Here is a 24,475-nt window from a genome sequence, read left to right on the forward strand (position 1 = left end):
AAAACTGGTCACCCGGCTTTTTATCAAGCGGTGCGGACGCCCGCCCTACCTTAGCGGGAGCGCTGGCGCAGACGCTGCAGGTCGAGGATGACCACAGCGCGAGCTTCCAGACGGATCCAGCCGCGGGAAACGAACTCAGCCAGGGCCTTGTTCACGGTCTCACGGGAAGCGCCGACCAGCTGGGCCAGCTCTTCCTGAGTCAGTTCGTGGGCAACCAGCACACCGTCGGTGGCGGGACGGCCGAAGCGGTCAGCCAGGTCAAGCAGGGCCTTGGCAACGCGGCCGGGGACGTCTGAGAAGACCAGGTCGGCCAGGTTCTCGTTGGTGCGGCGCAGACGGCGGGCCAGAGCCTGCAGGACCTGTGCGGAGATGTTGGGGGACTTCTCCATGGCCTTGCGCAGGGACTCGTGCTTCACCCCAGCCAGGCGGGTCTCAGAAACAGCGGTTGCGCTGGTTGAACGGGGTGAGGGGTCGAACAGGGCCATCTCGCCGAAGATTTCGCCGGGGCCCATGATAGCTACCAGGTTCTCACGGCCGTCGGAGGCAGTGCGGCCCAGCTTCATCTTGCCTGAGATAACGAAGTAGAGCTGGTCGCCCTGGTCGCCTTCGTAGAAGAGGGTGGCGCCGCGTGAAAGGTCAACTTCGGTGATGTCTTCGGTCAGCGCTGCAAAGGCTTCGTCGTCGAGTGAAGCGAACAGCGGAGCACGGCGTAGTACTTCAATATCCATGGTTCTCTTTTACTCCTGAAATGATGGATCTAAAGGGCGATTCGAGTGCGGTGCCTTGTACGTACAGGGCGGGCAGACTTCTAAGCATAGTCTTTGCCTAGTTCATCACACAGCACTTTTATCTGTGACTTATTCAACTATTACGAGCCTACAGGATATTTGGTGCTTTCGATACCCAAAGACGGCAGGGCGCTGCCGCTTCACCGAGAATTTTTCCCTAGTTTCCGCCTATTTTTTCAGGTTGGGAGTGTAGGCTGTGGTATTCCTGTGAAAGCTGAGCCCCGGCAGGGCCCCTAGCATCTGTCCCGGTGTGTCTGATCACTGCGGCAGACGGTAGAGCCCAGCCAGCTTTGCCTTCCTCGTTGAATGGAGAGTCATGACCGTTCTTGACTGGGTTATTATCGCTATCATCGCCCTCTACTTTTTAGCCGGTGTGCGGCAGGGGCTCTTTGTCACCCTGGGTACCTTCGTGGGTTTTGTGCTGGGTGCTGTTACCGCTATCTACGCCACCCCCTGGGTGATTAGCCAGGTCAGTTCACGGTGGTATCTGCTTGCCGGGTTAGGCACGGTGCTTGCCTGCCTGGTGCTGGGGCAGACCCTGGGCATGACCCTGGGCAGCGCTATTCGCAGGGCTAGTGACCGCACGCCCCTGCGCGGCCTAGAGCGCCTGGCTGGCGGCATCCTGAACATGGTGCTTGCGTCGCTGGTCATCGTGACCGTGGTGCTGGTCGTCCGCCCCCTGGGCATCCCAGCGGTTACCGCCCTCACCGCGGAATCTAAGGTGGTGACCTGGATGATGCAGGTGACCCCGGCGTCCGCCCAGGAGAAGGTTACCGAAATCCGCGGCCAAATCGTGCAGGCTACCGGTCTTCCTGAAATCTCCCAGCTGCTCTACCCCGAGCAGTCTGCCCCCCTAGGCACCCTGCAAACGGCGGCCCTAGACGAGGCCGGGTGGTCGGTTGTGCAGCTGGTGGGATCAGCTCAGGCTTGTAATTACACATCAGAGGGGTCAGGGTTCGTGGTGGACGGCGGCCTGGTTATCACCAACGCCCACGTGCTGGCTGGCGTCAGCACTCCCACCCTGCTGAGCCGCGACGGCCAGGCCGTCACCGGTGATGTGGTCTACTACGACACCGAACGCGATATCGCCATTGTCAGCGCCCCCGACCTGGCCCTCGCCCCCCTGACCGTCAACGGAGCCGAGGTCGCTTCGGATACCGAAGTCGCCTTTATGGGCTACCCGGGCGGTGGCCCCTTCATCAGCCGGGCAGCAATCGTTCAGGGCTTGGGGTATACCCAAACCATCAACTCGCAGACCGGCGAAACTAACCCCTCCCGCCTGGTCTACCAGCTAGCTGCCCAGGTCCAGCAGGGCAACTCAGGCGGCCCTGTGCTCACCGAGGACGGGCAGGTCGTGGCTATGGTCTTTGCCAAGTCGACCCAGAGCCAGACCGGCTACGCTGTTCCGGCCTCGCAGATTCTTGAGGCTTTAGCCCAGGTCAGCGCTGCCTCACCCGAGGTTGCAACCGGCCAGTGCGTACCTAACTAGGGCTTCTCGGTCTGGGTGGGGCGGTCGTAGAGCAGATAAACCGCTAGCCCCACCCCCAGCAGAACCAGCCCGCCAGCGATGGAGGCGGGCGGGAGTGTCCCCACCACCAGGCAGCAACCAACCGCCCCGGCAACCTGCAGGGTGCGCGGGTAGCGGCGGTAGGGGGCGGTTTGGGTGAAGGCTGCCAGGTTCGCCACGCAGTAGTAGAGCAGCACGCCGAAGGACGAAAAGCCGATAGCCCCGCGCACATCAAAGAGCAGAATCAGGGCGGTCACGGCCACCGCTACGGTGATTTCTAGCCGGTAGGGCACCGCGTAGACCGGGTGCAAGTGGGCAAAGTAGGTAGGTAGGTCGCGATTGGATGCCATAGCCTGGCCGGTGCGGCCGATACCCGTAATGAGGGCAAGCAGGGCTCCGAGTGCGCCGATCGAGGCAGCTAGCCCCATAAGGGCCGCCAACGGGGCCGAGGATCCCACGGCGGCAGCCAGCGGGGCGGACGCGTCCGCCAGACCCTCATAGCCCAGCTGGTGAATGAGGGCCAAGGCAACCAGCACATACAGTGAGCCCACCAGGGTGAGGGCAATGATGATGGCCCGCGGAATGGTGCGGGCAGGGTCCCTCACCTCTGCCCCCATGGTGGCGAGCGACGGTTCGGGGGCTACCCCGAGTAGAACCGCACCGAAAAAGACGGCCAGAGCTAGGAGCACCACAGTGACCAGGATTTTAGTGAGGGCAGCGGTACGGGTAATCCCTCGGTAATTGACGGTGGTGAGGGCAGCAACTGCGGCGATAGCGAGGGGCTTTTCGTAACCCGGCGCCAGATAGGCGGCAAAGGTCAAGGCCATGGCGGCGCAACTGGCGGTTTTACCGATTACGAAGCACCAGCCAGCGGCAAAACCCCAGATATGGCCGAGCTGACGGTTGCCGTAGATGTAGGTGCCGCCTGATTCTGGGTACTGGGCGGCTAGCTGGGCCGAAGAAGTGGCATTGGCGAAAGCGAGAAAAGCAGCCAGAGCAAGAGAGAGCAGTAGCCAGTTGCCCGCTGCCGCTGTTGCCGGGGCGAAAGCGGCAAAGAGGCCGGCACCAATCATGGAGCCGACGCCGATATAGACGGCGTCGGTCAGGGAGAGCTTTGCCTGAGGATGGGTGGCCATCGTACCGGGTTAGCCTAGATGACGGGCTAGGAAGGCTAGGGCTAGTTCGTAGCCCTGGGCCCCGGCACCGGCAATGACGGCGGTTGCCTGGGGGGAGACGTAGGAGTGGTGGCGGAAGGGCTCCCGCCTGTGCACGTTAGAGAGGTGAACTTCGACAACCGGCAGCTCGGCTGCTTCGAGGGCGTCGTGCAGAGCTACGGAGGTGTGGGTGTAGGCGGCCGGGTTGATGATGATACCGGCGGACGCGGTACGGGCGGCCTGGATGGCGTCGATCAGATCGCCCTCGTGGTTGGACTGCATGAAGCTGATCTCGTAGCCGAGCGTGGCAGCTTGGGCGCGCAGGGTGGCTTCGATGTCAGCCAGTGTGGTGCGCCCGTAAATCTCGGGTTTGCGTACGCCGAGCAGGTTGAGGTTGGGGCCGTTAATTACGGAGATATATCGTGGTGCAGTCTGTGGTGTTGCCATAGCTTCTAGTTTTTCATACGGTAACGCCCGCCTCCAGCTTGCTCCCATAGATGGAGCACAAGAGGGCGGGCGTTTAACCAAAGAACACTAGCCTCGACTGATGTGGGGCATGCGTGCCTCACATAGAGGTTTATTCATAAGGGGGTTCCGCAGGCTCACGCTCGCTGCCGACCCTCTCGCTGGTTCGCTTCGCTCACAAGGCGATTCACGCCAGCCGCCGAGCCAGCAGCTTCGCTGTGAGCCTGCTCCATCTACCTTAATGAATAAGCCTCATCCTGTTATGTCGTGCGTTCTAACCCTTCTTGAAGTTAGCCTCGATAGCTTCCATGACGGTGGGGTCTGCCAGGGTGGTGGTGTCACCGACCGGGCGGTCTTCGGCGACGTCCTTGAGCAGACGGCGCATGATCTTGCCGGAGCGGGTCTTGGGCAGATCATCCACAATCAGCACGCGCTTGGGCTTGGCAATCGGGGAGATTTCGACGCCCACGTGAGCACGAATTTGCTCTGCCAGCTCGGTCTCGTCGTGCCCTGCTACCTTGGCCTCGTCGTTGAGGATGACGAAGGCCATGACGGCCTGACCGGTGGTTTCGTCGGCTGCACCAACAACCGCTGCCTCGGCGACGGCGGGGTGGGAGACCAGAGCCGATTCGATTTCGGGGGTGGAGAGGCGGTGGCCGGAGACGTTCATGACGTCGTCCACACGGCCCAGGACCCAGAGGTCGCCGTCGGCGTCGCGCTTGGCGCCGTCACCGGCGAAGTACATGTTTTCGAAACGGGACCAGTAGGTGTCGACGAAGCGGTCGTCGTCGCCCCAGATGGTGCGGAGCATGGAGGGCCAGGGCTCACGGATGGTCAGGAAGCCGGACTGCTCGTTGGGCAGGGACTCGCCCAAATCGTCCACCACGTCGATGGTGATGCCGGGAATGGGCTGCTGGGCGCTACCGGGCTTAGCTGCGGTGATGCCGGGCAGCTGGGAGACCATAATCGCGCCGGTCTCGGTCTGCCACCAGGTATCGACGATGGGGCATTTTCCGCCACCGATGACGCGGTGGAACCAGCGCCAGGCTTCGGGGTTGATGGCTTCACCCACGGTGCCGAGCACGCGCAGGGTGGAGAGATCGTACTGGGCGGGGATGTCCTCCCCCCACTTCATCATGGTGCGAATAGCGGTGGGGGAGGTGTACATGATGGTCACCCCGTACTTCTGCACGATTTCCCAGAAGCGGCCGCGGTGCGGGGCGTCGGGGGTGCCCTCGTAGATGACCTGGGTGGAGCCGTTGACCAGGGGGCCGTAGGCTACGTAGGAGTGGCCGGTGACCCAGCCGACGTCGGCGGTGCACCAGTAGATGTCGCTCTCGGGCTTGAGGTCGAAAATGTTCTTGTGGGTGAAGGCACCCTGGGTCAGGTAGCCGCCGGTGGTGTGCAGAATACCCTTGGGCTTACCGGTGGTGCCGGAGGTGTAGAGGATGAAGAGGGGGTCTTCGGCGTTCTGGTGGGAGGGTTCGTGCTCGGTGGACTGCTCGGCAACTAGCTCGTGCCACCAGACGTCGCGGCCTTCAACCCAGTTGATGTCTTCGCCGTTGCGCTTGACGACCACCACCTTTTCGACCGAGGAACCCCCCTTGGCCAGGGCGGTGTCGACGGCGGGCTTGAGCATGGAGGGCTTGCCGCGGCGGAAGGAGCCATCGGCGGTGATGACCAGCTTGGCTTCGCCGTCCTCGATGCGGGAGAGCAGCGCGTCGGCTGAGAAGCCGCCGAAGACGACGGAGTGCACAGCGCCGATGCGGGCGCAGGCCAGCATGGCGATAACAGCTTCGGCAATCATAGGCAGGTAGATAGCGACGCGGTCGCCCTTAGAAACACCTAGGGATTCGATGCCGTTGGCTACGCGGGAGACCTCGTCCTTGAGTTCTGCGTAGGTGTAAGACTTGGTGTCGCCGGGCTCGCCCTCAAACAGGATGGCGGTGCGGTCGCCGTTACCTGCTTCGACATGGCAGTCTACGGCGTTGTAGCAGGCGTTGAGCTCGCCGTCCGCGAACCACTTAGCGAAGGGCGGGTTGGACCAGTCGAGGGTTTCGGTGAAGGGCTTGTACCAGGTGAGCAGGTTGCGGGCCTGTTCTGCCCAAAATTCGGTGCCTTTTTCTTTGGCTTCTTCGTAGATGCTGGGCTGGGCGTTGGCCTGGGCTGAGAACTCGGCGCTGGGGGCGAAGACGTCCTGGGTGTCGGTCATGGTGTGCCTTCCTGTTCTGTGGGGCGCGTCATTGATGTGCGCCACAAATGGACTTTTTCTCACCTTAGCGCACCCTGTAGCGCTAGTCACAAATTTGTGCGTTCGTGTTACGCGAAATCAGGACGCCGGTGGCAGCTAACCCGGGTGCCGCAAGGACGGGCGGCGGTAGGCTTGGGTATATGCCCCTACATGCCGATGTACCTCTTGGCCCTGATGAGCTCGCCCAGCTCGAAACCCGCTCTGTACCCGAGCCCAAGGCGCGAGCGTCCGCCCGTAAACACGCCCGCGCGGCAGCTCGCGGCGAGGCCGAAAGCCCCCTAGCGCTGACCCGTCGCGCCCGCAAAATTAACCGTATTTTGGGGGAAACCTACCCCTATGCGGTTGCCGAACTCGACTTCGATAACCCCTTTGAGCTGCTGGTAGCTACCGTGCTCTCAGCCCAAACCACCGACGTGCGCGTGAATGCCACCACCCCCGAACTTTTCGCCCGCTACCCCGATGCGGCGGTACTGGCATCTGCGCGGATTGAAGACGTGGAAGACATTGTGCGACCCTTGGGCTTCTACCGCTCCAAGGCCAAGGCAATTGTGAACCTGGCAGCCCAGCTGGTGGAAGATCACCGCGGGCAGGTACCGGGCACGCTTGAGGAGTTAGTTAAGCTCCCTGGCGTGGGGCGAAAAACCTCTTTCGTGGTGCTGGGTAATGCCTTTGGCAAGCCGGGAATTACCGTCGATACCCACTTCGGCCGCCTAGCCCGCCGCTTTGGCTTTACCACTGAAGAAGACCCCGTTAAGGTCGAACGCGACGTCACCGAGCTTTTTGAACCCAAGGACTGGACGCAGCTTTCCCACCGGCTGGTCTACCACGGCCGTCGCATCTGTCACGCCCAAAAACCGGCCTGCGGGGCCTGCCCCGTTGCCGACCTCTGCCCGGCCTACGGCGCCGGTGAAACCGACCCGGTGGCGGCAGAGAAACTGCTCAAATACGAAATGGCTCCGGGTCGCGAGCGCCTGCACCTGCGCTTTGTGCAGGGTGCTTCCCGCCGCCAGCTGCGGGAAGAGGGGTGGACGCTCAGTGCTTAGGAAAGAGATGACAGGGGAAGAGAGCGCCGGGCAGCACCCCGCCCTAGTGGCCCTGCAGGAGTTGGCGGAGCGGGCCCCGAGTGTCGTGCGCCCCGAGGATTCGTGGCCGATTGGGCAGATGTCCCCGGAGACCGTTAAAGAGGCCGCTGTGCTGGTGCTGATGGGGGTGCTTGATGAGGCTCCGGCGCAGAATACCGGGTGCGGCACTGTTGCTTCGGACCTTGACCTCTTGGTGCTGGTGCGGTCGGATTCCCTGCGTCACCATGCCGGTCAGCCTGCTCTGCCCGGTGGGCGGATCGACCCTGAGGACTACGATGAGGCAGCCCGTACCGGCCGAACCGTCCAGCAGGTGGCTGCCCTGCGGGAGGCTGTGGAAGAGACCGGCCTGCAGGCTGAGGGGGTTCGCCTGCTGGGTCAGCTTCCGGCGGTTGATTTGCCGGTGAGTAACTACCGGGTGACTCCCGTGCTGGGCTGGTGGGATCTGCCGACCCCGGTGGAGGCAGTTGATAGGAATGAGTCAACCCTGGTGGTTCGTGTGCCGGTGGCAGACCTACTGAACCCGACTCACCGTCTGACCATGACGGTGACACGGGGCAGAACCCGCCACAAGTCCCCGGCCTTTGAGGTGACCGGCGACTTCGCTCCCTTTACCATCTGGGGTTTCACCGGCACCTTGCTCTCCCGCGTGTTTGAAGAGCTGGGCTGGGAGGAACCCTGGGATAAGAAGCGCACCCGGGAAGCTGGAAGTTAACCTATTTAGCCTGCGAGTAATCGTCGGTGGTGACCACGGTGACGGGGAACTCGATGCCGGTGGGACCGAAGATGAGTTCGGCAGCAGCTTGTGCTGATTCGCGTACGATTTCGGCGGCGCGGGCTGATTCGCTGGTAGGGCCGTAGAGCATGATTTCGTCGTGGAGGAAGTAGATCAGGCGGGTTTGCATACGCCGGCCGAAGCGACGTTCGGTGCGCAGGCGTTTGCGGATTTGGGCCATCCAGATGACGGCCCATTCGGCGGCTGTTCCCTGGATCACGAAGTTTCGGGTGAAGCGGCTGTGGGCGCGGGCGGCTGAGCGGGCGGCGTGTTCGTCGGCTGCGGTGACCTGGTTGCGTTGGGCTTGGAACCAGGCATGGGAGGGGGCGGGGGAGGTGCGGCCCAGATAGGTGGTGACCTGCCCGCCGCGCAGGCCTACGTCGGCGGCGTGCTCGGTGAGGCCAATAGCAGCAGGGAAGAGCTTTTTGAGGTGGGGCATGAGCTGCCCGCCTTCGCCGGTGGTGGCCCCGTACATGGCGGCGAGTAGGGCGATTTTGGCGTGGGAGCGGTCGTTGAGCACGCTGCCGGTGCGTTCGCCGATGTGGGCGATGCCGAGGTAGAGGTCGGTGCCGCGCCCTGCGACGGCGAGGGCGCGGTCGCCGCTCATGACGGCGAGGATGCGGGGTTCGATTTGGGCGGCATCTGCGACGGTGAGCATCATGCCCTCTTCGGCGCGGATGGCGGGGCGGACGTCCTTGGGGATTTGCATGGCGCCGCCGCCGTGCCCGCCCCACCGGCCGGTGGCGGCGGAGCCGACTTCGTAGGTGGGGTGGAAGCGGTTGTTGTGTACCCATGCGTCGAGCCAGTTCCAGCCGTTGGCGGTGTAGAGGCGGGCGAGGCGTTTGTAGTCAAGCAGGGGGCGGACGAGCTGCCAGCGTTCTTCGCGCAGGTGGGGGACGGCGTTGGCCCATTCGGTGAGTTCCCATTTGCGGGTGGAGGTGACCGAGTGGCCTGCTGCCTGTAGGGCTTTGAGGACTTCTTGGGGAGAATCGGGGTTGAGGTTGGGGGCACTGAGTTCTTCGCGGATGCGGGCGGTGAGGCGCTCCATCTTGTAGGGGCGGTCGTAGCCTGCGGGGCGGGGGCCGAGGGTGTGTTCGAGGATTTTTTCGTGGATGGTGCGGTTCCAGGGCATGCCGTAGTGCTTCATTTCGGCTGCGATGAGGGCACCCTGGGATTCTGCGGCTAGGAGCAGGGAGAGCCGGGCAGGGGCTGGGCAGGCGGCGACGGCCTCTAGCTGGGAGCGAAGTTCGGTGAGCAAGGCGGACGCGGTCGGCCCGGCTGCCTCGTGCTGTTCGGGGGAGGCCGTGCCCAGGTCGTCAAAGAGGGAGGTTTGCCCCTCGATTTGCCGCCGGGCCGGTAGCACTCCTGGCAGGGGAACGGGGGCGGGGGTGAGGTCGATGGTGGGCGTGTAGGGCAGCCGGTTTTGGGCGCGGGTGGCGGCTGTGAGCAGGATTCGCTGGGTAAGGCGCAGGTCATGACACGACGCCGGTGACACACCAGCTGCCAGCAGGGCGGGCATGAGCTCGCGGGCGTCCGCCCAGGCCCAGCGGATGACCCGGTGGGGGTTTTGAGCTTCAACCGCGCGTACAAAGTCCGGCAGCTTGGAGAAGGGGAAGCTGCGGTGGGTGCCTGAGCCGGTGTCGTTCAGCGTAATGGCCTCCCACAGGGGCGTATCGCCGGGGGAGGTCGCTGGGCCAAGCACGATGTACATCTTTCTATTATGCCGTTTGCGCTGTTCACAGGGCTAGACACGGCACTTCTTCTGTGGCATAAAGAGAGGCAGGAGAAAGATGCCGGGGCAGGGGCCTACCCTGAAAGGTAGCCATGCCCGATACTGAGATGCGTGTGCGCCGGTCGCGGCGTCGTTTCTTTGAGCCGCTCCCTACAGATCTACCCGATGATATGTCGCTCTTAGCGGTAGAACCAGCCGAGACCGACCTGGGCCCGCTCACACCCCTGGTGAGCCAGGAAGGGCTGACCGATATTTTCGTCAACGGCCCCCAGGATGTCTGGTACGAGGCCGCCGGTACCCTGCACCGGGCTGCCATTACCTTCCCCGATGACGAAGCCGTGAGAGCGCTGGCTACTCGGCTGATCCTATCGGCTGGTGGCCGCCTGGACGATGCCTACCCGGCTGCCGACGTCCAAACTCAGCAGGGAATCCGCATCCACGCCCTGCTTCCACCCTTAAGCCGCTCCGGCACCCTGCTCTCCCTGCGCCTGCAAGCTGCCCAGCGCCCGTCCCTACGGCAACTACAAGAGCGCGGCATGATGGGGCGCGAGGTGGAGCAGGTGCTGCGGCAACTGGTGTGCTCACGGGCTAATCTGTTGGTCAGCGGGGGAACAGGGACCGGCAAGACCACCCTGCTGGGCGCCCTGTTGCAGGAGGCGGACGCCGGTGAGCGGCTACTCCTGGTAGAAGACACCTCTGAACTGCAGCTAGACCACCCGCATACCGTGAGCCTGCAGGCCCGGGCTGCTAACGCTGAGGGGCGGGGTGAGGTAGGGCTGGCCGAGCTGATTCGTCAGGCCCTTCGCATGAGACCGAGCCGGCTGGTGGTGGGTGAGTGCCGCGGGGCTGAGGTCATGGACATGCTGACGGCTATGAACACCGGCCACTCCGGAAGCGGCACCACGGTGCACGCTAACTCCGCAGGGTCTGTACCTGCCCGGCTCTATGCCATGGGGGCTCTCGCGGGGGTGAGTAGTCAGGCTGTGGCCCTGCAGGCTGCGACGGCGCTGGATTATATTGTGCACCTTGAACGCAAGGGTAAATGCCGTATGGTGCGCGGGGTTTACCGGCTGGTAGGCGGGCACGACCTTGCCATTGAGCCGGTCTGTACCGTGGAGCCGCGTCGTCGCGGCACCTACCTGCGTTGGCACCCCGGTAGCGAAGAACTCCAGCAGGCAGCCGGGCTTGCTCAGAGCGCAGGAGTGGGTGCCTGATGCCGGTCGATAGTCTGAAAAATCTTGGGGTTCGCAGAGATTCTGTGGGCTTAGAAGAGCTGGAGCTATGGCCCGATGCCATCTGGCGTCTTGCCGCCCTACTACGCGCGGGGTGCTCCCCGGCGCAGGCCTGCACCCACGTGGCAGCCTATCTGGTGTGCCTAGAAGACGAGGGGCACACCGAACAGAAATCCGGCCTGCTCGCAATTGTGAGAAAACTACGGCCGTCCGCGCGTCAGCAGCAGGGCCTCGAAGGTGCCCGGACCCAGATAGCCCAGCTCTTTGAGACAGCGAGCGCCCAAGCCCAGAAGGGCCTGCCCCTAGCCAGTGTGTATCTGAAGGCTGCCGGGCAGGCTGAGCTGCGCGAGAGCGTAAGACAGGGAGCCGCCAGGGTGGCAGCCTGCTGGCAGGTGGGGGAGCGGACTGGTGCCTCACTAGCCCAGGTGTTTGAGCGCCTAGCCCGCTATCTGGAGACGGAAATTGACCTGCGCCAGCAGCGGGAGACGGCTTTGAGCGGGCCGCGGGCTACCGGTCGAATCCTTTCTTGGCTGCCTTTTGTGGGGCTGGGGCTGGGAATTTTGATGGGTACGGATCCCTTAGGGGTGCTTTTAGGATCAGTTCCCGGGGCTCTTGTGGGGGGTCTGGGGCTGGCGCTGGCCTGGTGCGGCAACCGCTGGACGGCTCGCCTGATTCGCCGCGCGGAAGAGGGGCAGTGATGCTGGCTTTACCGAGAGCGGGGAAGCAGCCCCGGGCGTCCGCTCCTGAACTAGATGCTGCCCTCTACCTGGATATGGCGGCCACCATGCTCGCGGCGGGGCTTTCGATCCCTGCGGTGCTACACCAGCTGGGGCAGCTTGAAGAGGGGCGGTACGAGGCAGAACTGACCGCTGTGGTGGAGCGCCTCTACCAGGGGCAGAGCTGGGCGGACGCCTGGGAGCAGCCGGTTGCCCCGGGGCTCGTAGGTCTGTATGAGGCTCTGGGGCTGACGCTGAGCACGGGTGCACCGAGCGCCCAGCTGGTGCGGGTACTGGCCCAGCGGCAGCGCCGCCACCGGCAACGGGCCTACGAGAAGGCAGCTGCCCGGCTGAGCGTCAAACTGGTGGTGCCGCTGGGAGCCTGCTCGCTGCCGTCCTTTATCTGCCTGGGGGTGGTACCTGTGCTTATCGCCCTGTTTCCGGCGCTTTTTTAGTAGCAGGCAGGCGGTGCGGACAGGATGTTCACAGGCACCCGGTGGAGGGCGCTAGGGCGTCATAAACGTGTCACGGCTGCACCGCTAAAGAGGGCGCTGGGAGCTTTGCTACCTGAAATGACGGGAGAGCAGAACTGCTGCCCTTATCCACAAGTAACACTTCTCTTTACGTCATCTCAGGCAACTGGAAAGCTACAGGTACCTCGGGTGAAGGCCCCGGCGTCTTTCTCACTACCTCAACCCGCCCCTTACCCCGTCTTCACCCGAGCCCACCCGAAAAAACACAGCACCTCGGCAAGGCTGCCGAGGAGCGCCACATCAAGGAGGAAACCGTGTCGAACACTCACCCCACATCATCTGTCGTTGGTAGCAAGTTCTCCCACCACTGGGAACACCTACCTGCACCTGAACAGCACCTGCAACAGCGCGCAAGTGCCCCTGACCTTGTAGAAGGCCAGGTCTTTCAGGCCGGTCTCGACGATCCCGAAGCGGGCGCTACGACCGCCGAGTACGGAATCGTTATGCTGGCGGCCGTAGGCTTTGCGGGTCTGCTCGTGGTCATCCTCAAATCTGAAGAAGTCCGTCAGATGCTGCTGGGGCTTGTGCAAACAGCTCTCTCAACCGGAGCGTAGACCGCCTTCTGTCTCTGTGCCCGGGCTGAACCGCTTGGGCGCAGAGACAGGACAATCCGTCATCGATACCTGAAAACCCTGGAACCCTCAGCCCAAGATAAGGTGGTGATACCGTGCAGACCCTAGCCGCAACAGAAGATGAGAGAGGGTCAAGCACTGCCGAATTTGCGGTGATGCTCCCGGCTCTTGTGTTCGTTCTGGCCCTGGTGCTGGGAGCTGCCGCAACCGGTATTGTGCAACTCAAACTGGAAGAGGGCGCTCGCCTAGGAGCCCGGGCAGCAGCCCGCGGGGAAACAGCCGAGACCGTAACCCGCATCGTGCAGGAGATAGACCCCGCAGCTACGGTCACCCTGGCTCAGGATGACGACATGACGGTCGTAACGGTGAGCAGGCAGGCTCCGGGAGTTGTGGGAAAGGTCAGCGGCTGGACGCTTACCGCCGATGCACAGGCCCTCACCGAATACAGTGCTAACACCGGGGGTGCTGACTCATGAATCGCGAAGTCGAGCGGGAACGAGGAAGCAGCACCGTTGCCACGGTGGGCCTGGTCTGCGCTCTTCTTATTCTCGGCGCTATCTGTGCCGGACTCATTGGGGTCATCACCGCGCAGCACCGGGCAGCGGCAGCAGCAGATCTAGCCGCCCTTGCCGCAGCAGACGCAGCCCGTGGTCTTGCTCCCGGAGAGCCCTGCGCGGTAGCCGAGCGCGTTACCCAATCCAACGGGGCCCAACTGGGTGGCTGCGGCCAGCCTGCCGGGTTGGGCGGGACGGTGGACGTCCGCACCCTCGTTGATATCGCCGGCCCCTTCGCTTTCCTTGGCCCCGCTGAGGGCCTGTCCCGGGCTGGGCCGCCTGACTCCTCATAACCGAGGCCAGTCCCGCTCGCTATACCACGGCTAGAAGGGGTCGTCGGTAGCGGCGAAACCGGTCAAAGACTCAGCTACACCCACCGGGGTAGGCTTCCCCTCGTCCCGGTGCCCCACCGCGTAACTCCCGGCTCCTGTTGCCTCAGCTACCGGGCTTTCAGCAGCCGGGCCTAAAGGCTTGAGCAGTCTTCTGCGCCCTTCATCGGTGAGTTCATCAGCCTCAAAGAGCAGGGCAGCTAAAAGTTGGGCGGCGCCCGCCTTGTGCAGGGGCTCGTTCCGGTTACCGCACTTGGGGGACTGCACACACGATGGGCAGCCCAGCTCGCACTCGCAGGCCAAAATCGTATCGAGGGTGGCCCGCAGCCAATGGCCCACCTGCTCAAAGCCCCGCTCGGCAAAGCCAGCCCCGCCAGGGTGGCCGTCGTAGACGAAAATCGTGGGCTGTTCGGTATCGATATGAAAGGCGGTCGATAAACCACCGATATCCCACCGGTCGCAGGTAGCGACTAGGGGGAGCAAGCCAATAGCAGCGTGCTCAGCAGCATGCAAGGCCCCGGGGATATCCCGCTCATGAATCCCAGCAGCATGGAGCAGAGTAGCTGGCATAGCCCACCAGATAGCCGTGGTCTGCAGCTCCTGCGGGGCAAGGTCAAGCGGCTCATCACCCAGAACCTGTTGACCCACCAGGGACTTCCGCTGGTAGCCCACCACCTGGGAACGAACCCGCACCCTGCCATAGTTCAACGACACCTGCCCCTGCTGCCGCGTTTCCTCAGCACCCAGCACGGTAACTTCGGTGATATCACGAGACTGGGTGTAATAATTGGGGCTCACCGCAGAGACCGCGATAACCTTGTTGTCCTCATCAAGATCTTCCACCACATAGGTCTTGCCCTGGTGAGTGTAAATAGCGCCGGGGTGCCCCTGGGAGTGGGCATGGCCGTCGTCCATACTGCCAATCACGGCACCCGTTTCGCCGTCAATAATCTGCAGGGGAGAACCACCCCCACGCAGGTTCACAAAGTCACTGGCAGACTCGGGGTGGGTCCAGAACCAGCCGGTGGCCCGCTGCCTCAGGTAGCCCTGCTCCACCAGGCGGCCCAACAGCGCCTCGGTGGTGCGCCCAAAGACCATGAGCTCCTCCCGGCGCAGGGGAATCTCAGCTGCCGCAGCACACAGATGCGGACTAAGCACATAGGGGTTCTCAGGGTCGAAAACGGTTTTTTCAACCGGCCGGTCAAAAATATCTTCGGGGTGGTGTATCAGGTAGGTATCGAGGGGATCTTCGCTGGCAATCAGGACGGCAAAAGCGTCCTGCCCTGCCCTGCCCGCTCGTCCTATCTGCTGGTAGAAGGACGCCCGCGTGCCCGGCCAGCCGCCCACCAATACGGCATCCAGCCCCGCAATATCAATACCTAGCTCCAGGGCGTTGGTCGAGGCTACGCCCAGAATCTCACCCCGGCGCAGGCTGGCCTCAAGGGCCCGCCGTTCCTCGGGCAAGTAGCCCGCCCGATAGGCTGCGATACGGGCAGAAAGGCCGGGCTCAACCTCATCGAGATAGCGGCCAGCGGTCTGCGCGATAGCTTCAGCCCCGCGACGGGACTTAATAAAGGAAATTGTGCGGGTACGGTTTACCACCAGGTCGGTGAGCATCTCAGCGCTCTGGGTAATGACCGACTTACGCACCGGCGCCCCGTTCTCACCCGCACCACTGCCCTGGGCACCGGGTCGAACGCCCACCCCGTTGGCGTGGGCAGAAAGCTTGTCATTGACCGCAGCCGCATCGTTAAACTCCGGCTCCCACAAGAGCACATGGGTAGTGCCGCGCGGAGCGGTACTCTCAGTTACCGCGGTAACCGCAGTGGGCCGCGACCCAATCAGCCGGGCAAAAGACTCAGCAGGCTCAGCGCTGGTAGCAGATGCCCCAATAAACACCGGGGTAGCACCGTAGTAGCGGCACACTCGCCGCAAGCGCCTCATCAGCAGAGAAACATGGGCCCCAAAGACGCCCCGGTAACCGTGGGCCTCATCCACGATCACATACTTGAGCTTGCGCAAAAAACCAGCCCAGCGGGCATGGTTGGGCAAGATGGCGTGGTGCAACATATCCGGGTTAGCCAGAATGAAGTTGGCGCGTTCGCGAATAAAGCGGCGGTCGGCCTGCGGAGTATCGCCGTCGTAGCTCTCAGCCACGAGCCCGGGTAGCCCCAGATTGCGCAGGGAGGCTAGCTGGTCTGCCGCTAGGGCCTTGGTGGGGGAGAGGTAGAGGGCCGTTGCCCGGCCTGAATCAAAGCCGCTAGCTTGGGCTTCGAATTCGCCCCGGTAGATAGCGTCAAGGGCGGGTAGCTGGTAGGCCAGGGACTTGCCCGAGGCAGTTCCCGTTGCCAGAATGACGTGCCTGTTGCCGGGGGAGTCGTGCGCGGCTGTTGCCGCCTGCACCTGGTGTAGATAGGGCTCGGCGACCCCTAGGTTCTGGTAGGCCTCAACCACCCGCGGGTGGGCCCAGGACGGCCAGGGGGCAGTTTCTGCGCGCCGGGCAGGCAGGGTGCGCACATGGGTGACCTGCTCAGGTAAGGACGCCAGCCCCAGCTGGTCGAGCACCACGGCCAGTTCACCGGGCTGGGGAGCGCGAGTGGACGGGGCTCCGGCTGGGTGTGAGCGCGAGGGAAAGGCATCGGTAGGCACCCGTCTATTATGGCACCGCGAGAGCGCGCGTAAATATTTGCTCTTTCTACCCCGTTATCTGTGACCTGCACTATAAGGGGTGGGATAATGGGCTGTATGAGTATTCCAATGAACATTCAGGGTAAGAAGGCCACCGAGCAGGAGCCTGTGGTTACGGTCCTCACCGAAGAGCAGATTTGGGAGCTGATTGAGGGCACCCGGTTTGCCCGTCTGGGTACGGTAGGCGAGGACGGCTACGTGCACATCACCCCGCTCAACATTGTGACTGACGGGGTTCGCATTTTCTTCCGAACCGCTTCCGGTAGCAAGCTCACCCAGCTTTTGCTCAATGAGAAAGTAACCGTGCAGTTCGACCGGGCTGAGGGCAGCCACGCCTACTCGGTCAATGTCTTTGCTACAGCCCGTCTGCTGACTGAAACCCGCGACATTGACTACGTTGGCAAGCTCAACCTTGAGCCCTGGCTCAATACCGAGAAGCTGGAGTTTGTGGAGCTGACCCCGCAGAAAATGACCGGGCGCCGCTTTCGCCTGGGCTAGGAGCGCCAGTCGCCGCCCCACCGAGGGGCATAAGGTCTAAAATAAGGGTGTGTCTCAAGAAAAAATTATCCTCTACTACTGCTTTGCCCCTGTGACCGACCCCAAGGCCGTGATGCTGTGGCAGCGTGCCCTCTGCGAGAAGCTGGGCCTGACCGGCCGCATCCTGATCTCTAAGCACGGCATCAACGGTACCCTGGGCGGCGACATCAACGCCCTGAAACAGTACGGCAAGACTACTCGCCAGTACCCCGGCTTTGAAAAGCTCGAACTCAAGTGGTCCGACGGTAGCGCCAGTGACTTCCCCCGTCTTTCCGTCAAAGCCCGCGATGAAATCGTCGCCTTCGGCACCCCCGATGAACTCATCGTCGATGAAAACGGTGTGGTGGGCGGAGGCGTGCACCTGAAGCCCGAAGAAGTCAACAAGCTGGTTGAAGAACGTGGCGACGAGGTTATCTTCTTCGACGGCCGCAACGCCTTCGAAGCAAAAATCGGCAAGTTCAAGAACGCCATTGTGCCCGATGTACGCACCACCCATGACTTCATCAAAGAAATCGAATCGGGCAAGTACGACGACCTCAAAGACAAGCCCGTCATCACCTACTGCACCGGCGGTATCCGCTGCGAAATTCTTTCGGCCCTGATGAAGAACCGCGGCTTCAAAGAGATTTACCAGATCGACGGTGGCATCGTGCGCTACGGCGAAAAGTACGGTGACTCTGGCCTCTGGGAGGGCTCACTCTATATCTTCGACAAACGCCAGCACATGAACTTCTCACCCGACACCGTCACCATCGGCGAGTGCGAACACTGCGGCGCTAAGGCCAACATCTTCGTCAACCTCGATGTGGACGGAGTACGCGACCTGGTGCTTCTGTGCCCCGACTGCCAAGCGAAAGCAGAGGCCGAGCGTGAGGCTGCGGCAACGTCAGCATGAGTGAGCAGAAAACCCCAGCTTACGAGACAGCTCTGATTGAGTACGGTACCTTCATGGTTGCCGGCGTCACCGACCCTGCGACCGAAGAGAGCGATTTTGGCTCCTGGTGGGAGCGCCTTTATGGCAAGCTAGAGTCGGGCGGGGGTGACCTGGCCGCCCAGCGCCTGGCTGCGGTAGAAAAGCTACAGAAGGTGGGCGTCGTCATGCCGGACGCCGACGATACCGGTTTTACCTACACGGCGGGCTTCATTGTGCCCGGCGGTATTAAGGACGTCGCAACCCTGGGGCTGACCGGCGTGATGGTACCGGCTGCTATGTACGCTACCGTCCTGGTGCAGGGGGCCATTACCCCGGGCGTCCCCCCTGCCCATATCAAGGCGGGCTTCAACCACCTGGCCAGCACCTTTATCCCTTCTAAGGGGCTGGAGCCTACCGGCGTCTGCCTAGAAGTATACGGGCCCGGTGAAATTACTGATGAGAATTACCGTATGTATCTCTGGCAGGCTGTAACGAGCCCGCAGGCCGCTTAAAGAGACAATAAAATACCTCCCGCAGTGCGATATGCGGGAGGTATTTCTCTCTAAAGTATGTGCGCTTGCGCGCCCCTGGATAACGGTTGAACTGGTGTGGTAATACCGAAGGGAAAAATCTTTAGGAGTTCTGCTCTGCGGCCAGTTCGGCCTCAAGCTTCTCGATAATCTCTGCGATGAAGGCGGGGCCACCGTTAGCGGCCTTTTCCTTCCAGTCAGCGATGGACTTTTCCAGTTCGGCAATTTTTTCTGCATTTGCCATAAGGTAAATATAACCCAGACCTCTAGAAAAAATTGCCTTGATTACTATTTAACCTTTTCCCAGCTTTCGATGGGGCCGGGGACGACGGTGAAGAGGGGGTGGGTGACTTTGCTTGGTGACGTGGCAAAATGCTGGTCATACCACTGAGGTGAACGGGTTTTTACTTTTTCTGCCAAAAATGAGATTTCGTAGTCCAGCTGATCGTCGGTAACAGGGATCGGGGCTAGGTCGTTTCTGGCCGGGAGCACCAGCAAACCGCGATTGAAGCTATAGCCCCGCCTGTCAGCTTCGTCAGCCAGTCCGTGCAGATAGGTGCAGATGTAGGCTAGGGGGTCGCTAGAGGCTTTGAAACGGTCGAGCTGGGGGTGGTTGGTGTAGCCCTTGGTGAGACCCTGGAGCACTTTCTGGGCAAGCAGGGTCTCACGCCAGCAGGCTACTAGCCCCTTAGCGTCGAGCAGGGAGGGATGAACAGACCAAATGCGCACTAGCGGTCAGCTCTTCGGGCAATAGCTTCTTCGAGGCGGTCGAGTTTGCCGGTGAGTTCGCCGGAGTTGTGACCTGGGCGAATATCGGCTTTGAGCACGAGGGAGACCCGGTTGCCGTGCTTTCCAACGGCTTCAGTGGCGGCTTTGATGACGGCCATGCACTCGTCCCAGTCACCTTCGATGGTGGTAAACATGGCGTCGGTGCGGTGGGGCAGGCCCGAATCGCGGACGATCTGGACGGCTTCTGCAACGGCGTCGTGTACGGACCCAGACGGGTCTCCGCCGCCGGTGGGAGCTACTGAGAAAGCAAATAACATGTCTCTACCGTACCGCTCATACGGTTAAATAGAGAGCGTGATGACTTCTGATTTTTCTCGTGTTCCCGGTGCCCCCGTCAGCGCCGATACTGCTGCCCTGGCCCGCCTGCACGTCGCCCTGACCGATCTCAACTACACCTATGACGGTATCGAGGAGCTGCTGGGGTCCCGTGCTTTTGAGGCCATGACCCGTGACCAGGTGGTGCCCGGCCTCTACCGGGTGAGCCAGATTCTGGGGCAGGAGGCTACATCAGAAACCTTCACCACCGCCCAGCGGAACCTGGCCCAGCTGGTGCGCTTCTTCCTCTTTGGCGCCGCCCTGCCCGGTGGGGACCTTGAGGACGCCCTGGGGACAGGTAGCCTGGACCTGCTGCTGGATTTGGGGTTGGCGGAGCCCACCGAGGACGGCCTGGTGCAGGCTGCCGTAGATCTGCGGCCACACGCTGCCGACGATGGAACCGAACTCTTTGTAGCTAGTGATTTGGGCGCCCACCAGCGCCCCGGCGTCCTGCGTAAGGACCACGTGCTGGGTATTGGCCAAGCCTCCCTTACCCTGGCCCAGCTCACCGAGCGAACCCCCGTTGACTGTGCCCTTGATGTGGGCACCGGCTGCGGCATCCAGGTCTTTCACCTGTTGGCACACACCCGCCACGTGACCGCTACCGATATTTCCGAGCGCGCCCTGGCCTTTACCCGTTTCAACCTGCTGCTCAACGCGCCAGCCCTGAACCTTGATGCGACCAATCTCGAAGAGCGTGTGAGCCTACGCTTGGGTTCCCTGCTCGAACCGGTCGCCGGTGAAACCTTCGACCTGGTGGTCTCTAACCCGCCCTTTGTTATCACCCCGCGCAGCGACTACGAGAGCCCCGAAGACCAGTTCACCTACCGCGACGGCGGTATGGCAGGGGACGGTATCGTCTCAACCCTGGTGCAGCAGCTACCCACCGTGCTCGCCCCCGGCGGGCGCGCGCAGATGCTGGGTAACTGGGAAATCCCCGTTGACGGGCAGGACGGCCCCGCCGACTGGGCAGATCGCCCCCGCGTCTGGTTGGGGGAGGACACCGAAGCCTGGTTCATCCAGCGCGAGGTTCTTGAACCAGAGCAGTATGCCGAAACCTGGCTGCGCGACGCCAGCGAAAACCGTGACCCCGCCCACTTTGAAGCCGCCTACACCGCCTACCTGCGCGACTTCGCCTCACGCGGCGTTGGCTCCATCGGGTTCGGCATGATCTGGCTGCGTAAGCCGAACCCGGCGTCCGCAGGGGAGCGTCTGCACCGCTTTGAAGAAATTACCTATCCCATTCAGCAACCCATCGCCCCCTTCATCACCGAGGCAGTGGAGCACTATGACCGGGTGACGGCCCTGAACGATGAACAGTTGCTCGAGCAGCACCTGGTGGTAGCGGGCGACGTCACCGAAGAACGCCACTCCACCCCCGGCTCCGAGCACCCCGCGGTTATTCTGCTGCGGGCCGGGGCAGGCCTGCGCCGCACCATCCTAGAAACCACTGAGACTTCCGGCTTCGTCTCGGCCTGCGACGGTGACCTGACCGCCGGGCAAATCGTGGGTGCCCTGGCTGCCCTCCTAGGCTGGGAGACCGAAGAACCCAGACAAGTATTAATCAGTAACATGCGCGAACTTCTTGAAAAGGGTTTCTTGCGCCTTGATTCGGGCGACTAAACTGAGGCCATGGTAGAGAACCCTATTAAAACCCTGACCGAAGATCGCTGCTGGGAGCTGCTTGCCTCCCACGAGTTTGGACGTCTGGCCCTGGCTGTAGGCGGGGAGGTAGATATCTACCCCGTTAACTTTGTGGTGCACGAGAAGAAAATCTACTTCCGTACCGCCGCTGGCCAGAAGCTCTCAGAAGTTGTAATTAGCCGCAAGGCTGCCTTCGAAATTGATGAGGTGAAGGACGGCGTCGCCCGCTCCGTCGTGGTTCACGGCAATGCCCACTGGCTGACCAGCGAAGCTGACCTCGATGCAGTTGAAGCCCTGGGCTTACGCACCTATTCCCCCACCTATAAGACCAACTGGGTCGAGGTGCAACCGGTAAGCATCAGCGGCCGCAAGTTTGAAATCGGGGCAGAGCCTACCGACGAGCTCTAAACCTCGCGCCGGGGTGGGCATCAAGGACCCGCCCCGCGCTCAGCTCTCAAAGGTCACACCGGTCTAAGTAGACACGAAGCGCGGTAAGTCGGCTATTGTTGTGCATACACGCGTAAAACCGACCCCAAGGAGCCCTCTGTGCCCACTCAGGCAACCATCGAGCACGGCAAGTCACTGCTGATTGTGGAATCCCCCTCGAAGGTAAAAACCATCAGCGGGTACCTGGGCGATGCCTTCATCGTTGAATCCTCCATGGGGCATATCCGCGACCTTCCCCAGCCTTCCGAGCTGCCCGACGAGCTCAAAAAGAGCCCCGTCGGCAAGTTTGCTGTCAACGTTGACGAGGGCTTTGAACCCTACTACGTGGTCAACTCCGATAAAAAGAAGAAGGTCACGGAGCTCAAGCGCCTGCTCAAAGAGTCCGATGCCCTGTATCTGGCAACCGATGGTGACCGTGAGGGGGAAGCTATTGCCTGGCACCTGCTACAGGTACTCAAGCCCAAGGTACCCGTCTACCGCCTGACCTTCCCCGAAATCACCAAAGAAGCGATCCAGCGCGGCTTTAACGAACTGCGCGAGATCGACAATAACCTGGTCGATGCCCAGGAAACCCGACGCGTGCTAGACCGAATCTACGGCTACGAGCTCTCACCGGTGCTCTGGCGCAAGGTCTCCCGCGGCCTGTCAGCTGGCCGCGTGCAGTCTGTGGCCACCCGCCTGGTCGTCGAACGCGAACGCGAACGCATGGCCTTCCGCTCAGCCACCTACTGGGATCTGACCGGCACCTTCACCACCGAGACCGCCGAGTCCTTCACCGCCAAGCTCTCAGCTGTTGACGGAGCCCGCGTCGCTACCGGCAAGGACTTTGCCGATGACGGCAGCCTCAAGCCCACCGCAGCCGGCAAGGTTGCCCACCTGGACGAAGCCGCCGCCAGCTCCCTGGCGAGCGCACTGGCGTCCGCCGCTTTCGCCGTCCGCTCGGTCGAAACCAAGCCCTACACCCGCCGTCCCGCTGCCCCCTTCACCACCTCCACTCTGCAGCAGGAGGCCGCCCGTAAGCTCCGCTTCTCATCCCGCTCCACCATGCAGGTGGCCCAGCGCCTCTACGAGAACGGCTACATTACCTACATGCGAACCGACTCGGTTGCCCTGTCTGACCAGGCGACCCAGGCTGCCCGCAAGCAGGCGGCTGAACTGTACGGCGCTGACTTTGTGCCCGCGTCCCCGCGCGTATATACCTCCAAGTCAAAGAACGCCCAGGAAGCCCACGAGGCAATCCGCCCTGCGGGGGATTCCTTCCGTACCCCCGCAGAGGTTAAGAGTGCCCTGAGCATCGACGAGTTCCGCCTCTACGAGCTGATTTGGAAGCGCACCGTCGCCTCCCAGATGGCTGACGCCAAGGGGTCCACCGCCTCCGTCCGCCTGGGGGCAACCGCCGCCGACGGCCGGGATACCGAGTTCGCAGCGTCCGGTACCGTCATCACCTTCCGCGGCTTCCTCGCCGCTTACGAGGAAGGCAAGGACGCCCTGCGCGGCGAAGAGGGCAAGGGCGAGACCAAGGACGGTAAGGACGACAAGCGCCTACCTAACCTGGCAGAAGGCGACTCCCTGCGCGGTAGCGATATCGAAGCTGCCCGCCACGAAACCTCACCCCCGCCCCGCTACACCGAGGCCTCCCTGGTTAAGGCCATGGACGAACTCGGCATTGGCCGCCCCTCAACCTACGCAGCCGTCATCTCGACCATCATGGACCGCGGCTACGTCAATAACCGTTCCGGCTCCCTGGTGCCCTCCTGGACAGCTTTCTCGGTCGTCCGCCTGCTCGAAGAGCACTTCGCTAAGTACGTGGACTACGAGTTCACCGCCGAAATGGAAGAAGACCTCGACCGCATTGCCCGCGGTGAAGAAGCCCGCCCCGAGTGGCTGTCTAACTTCTACTTCGGTGGGGGAGACAAGCGCGGCCTCAAGCCCATCGTTGACAACCTGGGCGACATTGACGCCCGCGCGATCAACTCTGTAGAGGTTGCCCCCGGGGTCAACCTGCGCGTGGGCAAGTTCGGCCCCTACCTTGAGACCGGCGGCGAGATCGACATCGAAACCGGCGAAATTAAGGACCCCATCCGCGCCAACGTACCGGCAGACCTGGCACCCGATGAGCTGACCGAAGAAAAGGTCGCTGAACTGCTGGAAGTCGGTAAGAACGACGGCCGCGAGCTCGGCGTTGACCCGGCGACCGGCCGCACCATCGTGGCCCGTGATGGCCGTTTTGGCCCTTACGTCACCGAGGTTATCCCCGAGATGACCGATGAAGAAATCGCCGCCTGGATGGACGCCCAGCCCACCGAGTACTACAAGAACGGCAAGCCCAAGCCCAAGAAGAAGCCCAAGGCTGAAAAGCCCCGCACCGGCTCCCTCTTCAAGTCCATGGATCTGGCAACCGTCACCCTGGACGACGCCCTCAAGATCATGGCCCTGCCCCGCGTGGTCGGTACCGATGCCGAGGGCACCGAAATAACCGCCCAGAACGGTCGCTTTGGCCCCTACCTGAAGAAGGGAACAGACTCCCGATCCCTGGAGACTGAGGACCAGATTTTCTCCATCACCCTGGAGCAGGCCCTGGAGATTTACTCCCAGCCCAAGCAGCGCGGACGCGGTGCCGCCAAGCCCCCGCTCGCTGAACTGGGCGTAGACCCGGTCTCTGAGAAGAAGATTGTGGTCAAGGACGGCCGTTTCGGCCCCTACATCACCGACGGCGTCACCAACATTACGGTGCCTCGTAGCGAAACCATCGAGTCCCTGACCCACACCAGGGCGGTAGAGCTTCTAGCTGAGAAGCGAGCTAAGGGCCCGGTCAAGCGCAAGACGGCAACCAAGAAGCTGGCAACTAAAAAAACCACAACCAAGAAGAAGGCAACGACCAAGAAAACCGCCTCATAGTCCTAGAAAAAGACCAGGCACCCGCCC

Annotated in this window: 24 protein-coding genes; 15 read left to right on the top strand and 9 right to left on the bottom strand. The window is 62.3% G+C overall.

All coding sequences use genetic code 11. The features are described 5' to 3' along the window. Positions 1-50 precede the first annotated feature (50 nt). Positions 51-728 carry a Crp/Fnr family transcriptional regulator gene (locus QM007_RS02160; RefSeq protein ID WP_083091991.1) on the bottom strand — a complete coding sequence of 226 codons (678 nt, stop codon included), beginning with the start codon at positions 726-728 and terminating at the stop codon, positions 51-53. Between the two features lie 376 nt (positions 729-1,104). On the opposite strand from QM007_RS02160, the gene QM007_RS02165 reads away from it, so the two are divergent. Next, a complete protein-coding gene (locus QM007_RS02165) occupies positions 1,105-2,277 on the top strand; it encodes a MarP family serine protease (RefSeq protein WP_283490357.1) in 1,173 nt (390 codons plus the stop codon). Here QM007_RS02165 and QM007_RS02170 read toward each other — a convergent pair. The 3 genes from QM007_RS02170 to acs all read right to left on the bottom strand — a co-directional run bounded on the left by QM007_RS02170 (position 2,274) and on the right by acs (position 6,126). Further along, positions 2,274-3,431 (bottom strand): APC family permease, encoded by a 1,158-nt coding sequence (locus tag QM007_RS02170; RefSeq protein ID WP_283490358.1) that lies wholly within the window; start codon positions 3,429-3,431, stop codon positions 2,274-2,276. The genes QM007_RS02165 and QM007_RS02170 overlap by 4 nt on opposite strands. Positions 3,432-3,440: 9 nt before the next feature. Then, a complete protein-coding gene (gene aroQ, locus QM007_RS02175) occupies positions 3,441-3,896 on the bottom strand; it encodes a type II 3-dehydroquinate dehydratase (protein ID WP_283490359.1) in 456 nt (151 codons plus the stop codon). Between the two features lie 292 nt (positions 3,897-4,188). Continuing rightward, complete coding sequence (acs, locus tag QM007_RS02180; RefSeq protein WP_283490360.1) at positions 4,189-6,126, bottom strand: acetate--CoA ligase; 1,938 nt, start codon at positions 6,124-6,126, stop codon at positions 4,189-4,191. A gap of 179 nt (positions 6,127-6,305) precedes the next feature. On the opposite strand from acs, the gene nth reads away from it, so the two are divergent. After that, positions 6,306-7,208: an endonuclease III gene (gene nth / locus QM007_RS02185; protein WP_283490983.1), complete on the top strand. Its 903-nt coding sequence runs from the start codon at positions 6,306-6,308 to the stop codon at positions 7,206-7,208. Between the two features lie 7 nt (positions 7,209-7,215). Further along, complete coding sequence (locus tag QM007_RS02190) at positions 7,216-7,959, top strand: NUDIX hydrolase (protein ID WP_283490361.1); 744 nt, start codon at positions 7,216-7,218, stop codon at positions 7,957-7,959. 1 nt (position 7,960) lies between these two features. Here QM007_RS02190 and QM007_RS02195 read toward each other — a convergent pair whose 3' ends face one another. Further along, positions 7,961-9,730, bottom strand: coding sequence for a bifunctional 3'-5' exonuclease/DNA polymerase (locus tag QM007_RS02195; RefSeq protein ID WP_283490362.1), 1,770 nt, complete (start codon positions 9,728-9,730; stop codon positions 7,961-7,963). A gap of 113 nt (positions 9,731-9,843) precedes the next feature. Between QM007_RS02195 and QM007_RS02200 the strand changes: the two genes are divergently transcribed. From QM007_RS02200 to QM007_RS02225, 6 genes are all read left to right on the top strand, one after another. Continuing rightward, positions 9,844-10,965 (top strand): TadA family conjugal transfer-associated ATPase, encoded by a 1,122-nt coding sequence (locus QM007_RS02200; RefSeq protein WP_283490363.1) that lies wholly within the window; start codon positions 9,844-9,846, stop codon positions 10,963-10,965. A 44-nt stretch (positions 10,966-11,009) separates the two neighbouring features. Next, positions 11,010-11,681, top strand: a complete 672-nt coding sequence (locus QM007_RS02205; RefSeq protein WP_283490364.1) for a type II secretion system F family protein — start codon at positions 11,010-11,012, stop codon at positions 11,679-11,681. Then, complete coding sequence (locus QM007_RS02210) at positions 11,681-12,154, top strand: type II secretion system F family protein (RefSeq protein WP_283490365.1); 474 nt, start codon at positions 11,681-11,683, stop codon at positions 12,152-12,154. Before QM007_RS02205 ends, QM007_RS02210 begins: the two co-directional genes overlap by 1 nt. Before the next feature lie 332 nt (positions 12,155-12,486). Further along, positions 12,487-12,786: a DUF4244 domain-containing protein gene (locus QM007_RS02215; RefSeq protein ID WP_283490366.1), complete on the top strand. Its 300-nt coding sequence runs from the start codon at positions 12,487-12,489 to the stop codon at positions 12,784-12,786. A 113-nt stretch (positions 12,787-12,899) separates the two neighbouring features. Further along, on the top strand, positions 12,900-13,280 hold the full coding sequence (locus QM007_RS02220; protein WP_283490367.1) for a TadE family type IV pilus minor pilin: 381 nt from the start codon (positions 12,900-12,902) through the stop codon (positions 13,278-13,280). Next, on the top strand, positions 13,277-13,651 hold the full coding sequence (locus QM007_RS02225) for an Rv3654c family TadE-like protein (RefSeq protein ID WP_283490368.1): 375 nt from the start codon (positions 13,277-13,279) through the stop codon (positions 13,649-13,651). Before QM007_RS02220 ends, QM007_RS02225 begins: the two co-directional genes overlap by 4 nt. 30 nt (positions 13,652-13,681) lie before the next feature. Here QM007_RS02225 and QM007_RS02230 read toward each other — a convergent pair whose 3' ends face one another. Further along, positions 13,682-16,255, bottom strand: coding sequence for a DEAD/DEAH box helicase (locus tag QM007_RS02230; protein ID WP_502949089.1), 2,574 nt, complete (start codon positions 16,253-16,255; stop codon positions 13,682-13,684). 177 nt (positions 16,256-16,432) lie between these two features. Here QM007_RS02230 and QM007_RS02235 point away from each other — a divergent pair, with 177 nt between their 5' ends. The 3 genes from QM007_RS02235 to QM007_RS02245 are packed head-to-tail and all read left to right on the top strand — an operon-like array spanning position 16,433 to position 18,337. Next, positions 16,433-16,873, top strand: a complete 441-nt coding sequence (locus QM007_RS02235; protein WP_283490369.1) for a pyridoxamine 5'-phosphate oxidase family protein — start codon at positions 16,433-16,435, stop codon at positions 16,871-16,873. A gap of 49 nt (positions 16,874-16,922) precedes the next feature. After that, the gene (gene trhO, locus QM007_RS02240) at positions 16,923-17,807 is read left to right on the top strand and encodes an oxygen-dependent tRNA uridine(34) hydroxylase TrhO (RefSeq protein WP_502949069.1); all 885 of its coding nucleotides are present in this window, start codon (positions 16,923-16,925) and stop codon (positions 17,805-17,807) included. Further along, positions 17,804-18,337: a GyrI-like domain-containing protein gene (locus QM007_RS02245; protein ID WP_283490370.1), complete on the top strand. Its 534-nt coding sequence runs from the start codon at positions 17,804-17,806 to the stop codon at positions 18,335-18,337. Before trhO ends, QM007_RS02245 begins: the two co-directional genes overlap by 4 nt. 121 nt (positions 18,338-18,458) lie before the next feature. On the opposite strand, the gene QM007_RS02250 is transcribed toward QM007_RS02245, so the two are convergent. Genes QM007_RS02250 through QM007_RS02260 form a run of 3 tightly spaced genes read right to left on the bottom strand, consistent with a single transcriptional unit; the run spans position 18,459 to position 19,401 of the window. Further along, positions 18,459-18,599 (bottom strand): hypothetical protein, encoded by a 141-nt coding sequence (locus QM007_RS02250; protein ID WP_283490371.1) that lies wholly within the window; start codon positions 18,597-18,599, stop codon positions 18,459-18,461. A 44-nt stretch (positions 18,600-18,643) separates the two neighbouring features. Continuing rightward, positions 18,644-19,084: a pyrimidine dimer DNA glycosylase/endonuclease V gene (locus QM007_RS02255; RefSeq protein ID WP_283490372.1), complete on the bottom strand. Its 441-nt coding sequence runs from the start codon at positions 19,082-19,084 to the stop codon at positions 18,644-18,646. Then, entirely contained in the window at positions 19,084-19,401 is a 318-nt protein-coding gene (locus tag QM007_RS02260; protein ID WP_283490373.1) for a thiamine-binding protein, read from the bottom strand. Before QM007_RS02260 ends, QM007_RS02255 begins: the two co-directional genes overlap by 1 nt. Before the next feature lie 40 nt (positions 19,402-19,441). Here QM007_RS02260 and QM007_RS02265 point away from each other — a divergent pair, with 40 nt between their 5' ends. The 3 genes from QM007_RS02265 (at position 19,442) to topA (ending at position 24,448) form a co-directional block, all read left to right on the top strand. Then, positions 19,442-21,082: a DUF7059 domain-containing protein gene (locus tag QM007_RS02265; protein WP_283490374.1), complete on the top strand. Its 1,641-nt coding sequence runs from the start codon at positions 19,442-19,444 to the stop codon at positions 21,080-21,082. Between the two features lie 9 nt (positions 21,083-21,091). Further along, a complete protein-coding gene (locus tag QM007_RS02270) occupies positions 21,092-21,511 on the top strand; it encodes a pyridoxamine 5'-phosphate oxidase family protein (protein WP_283490375.1) in 420 nt (139 codons plus the stop codon). 138 nt (positions 21,512-21,649) lie between these two features. Further along, a complete protein-coding gene (gene topA, locus QM007_RS02275; protein WP_283490376.1) occupies positions 21,650-24,448 on the top strand; it encodes a type I DNA topoisomerase in 2,799 nt (932 codons plus the stop codon). Positions 24,449-24,475: the final 27 nt, after the last annotated feature.

Source organism: Rothia sp. SD9660Na, assembly GCF_030064065.1.
Classification (GTDB): Bacteria; Actinomycetota; Actinomycetes; order Actinomycetales; family Micrococcaceae; genus Rothia.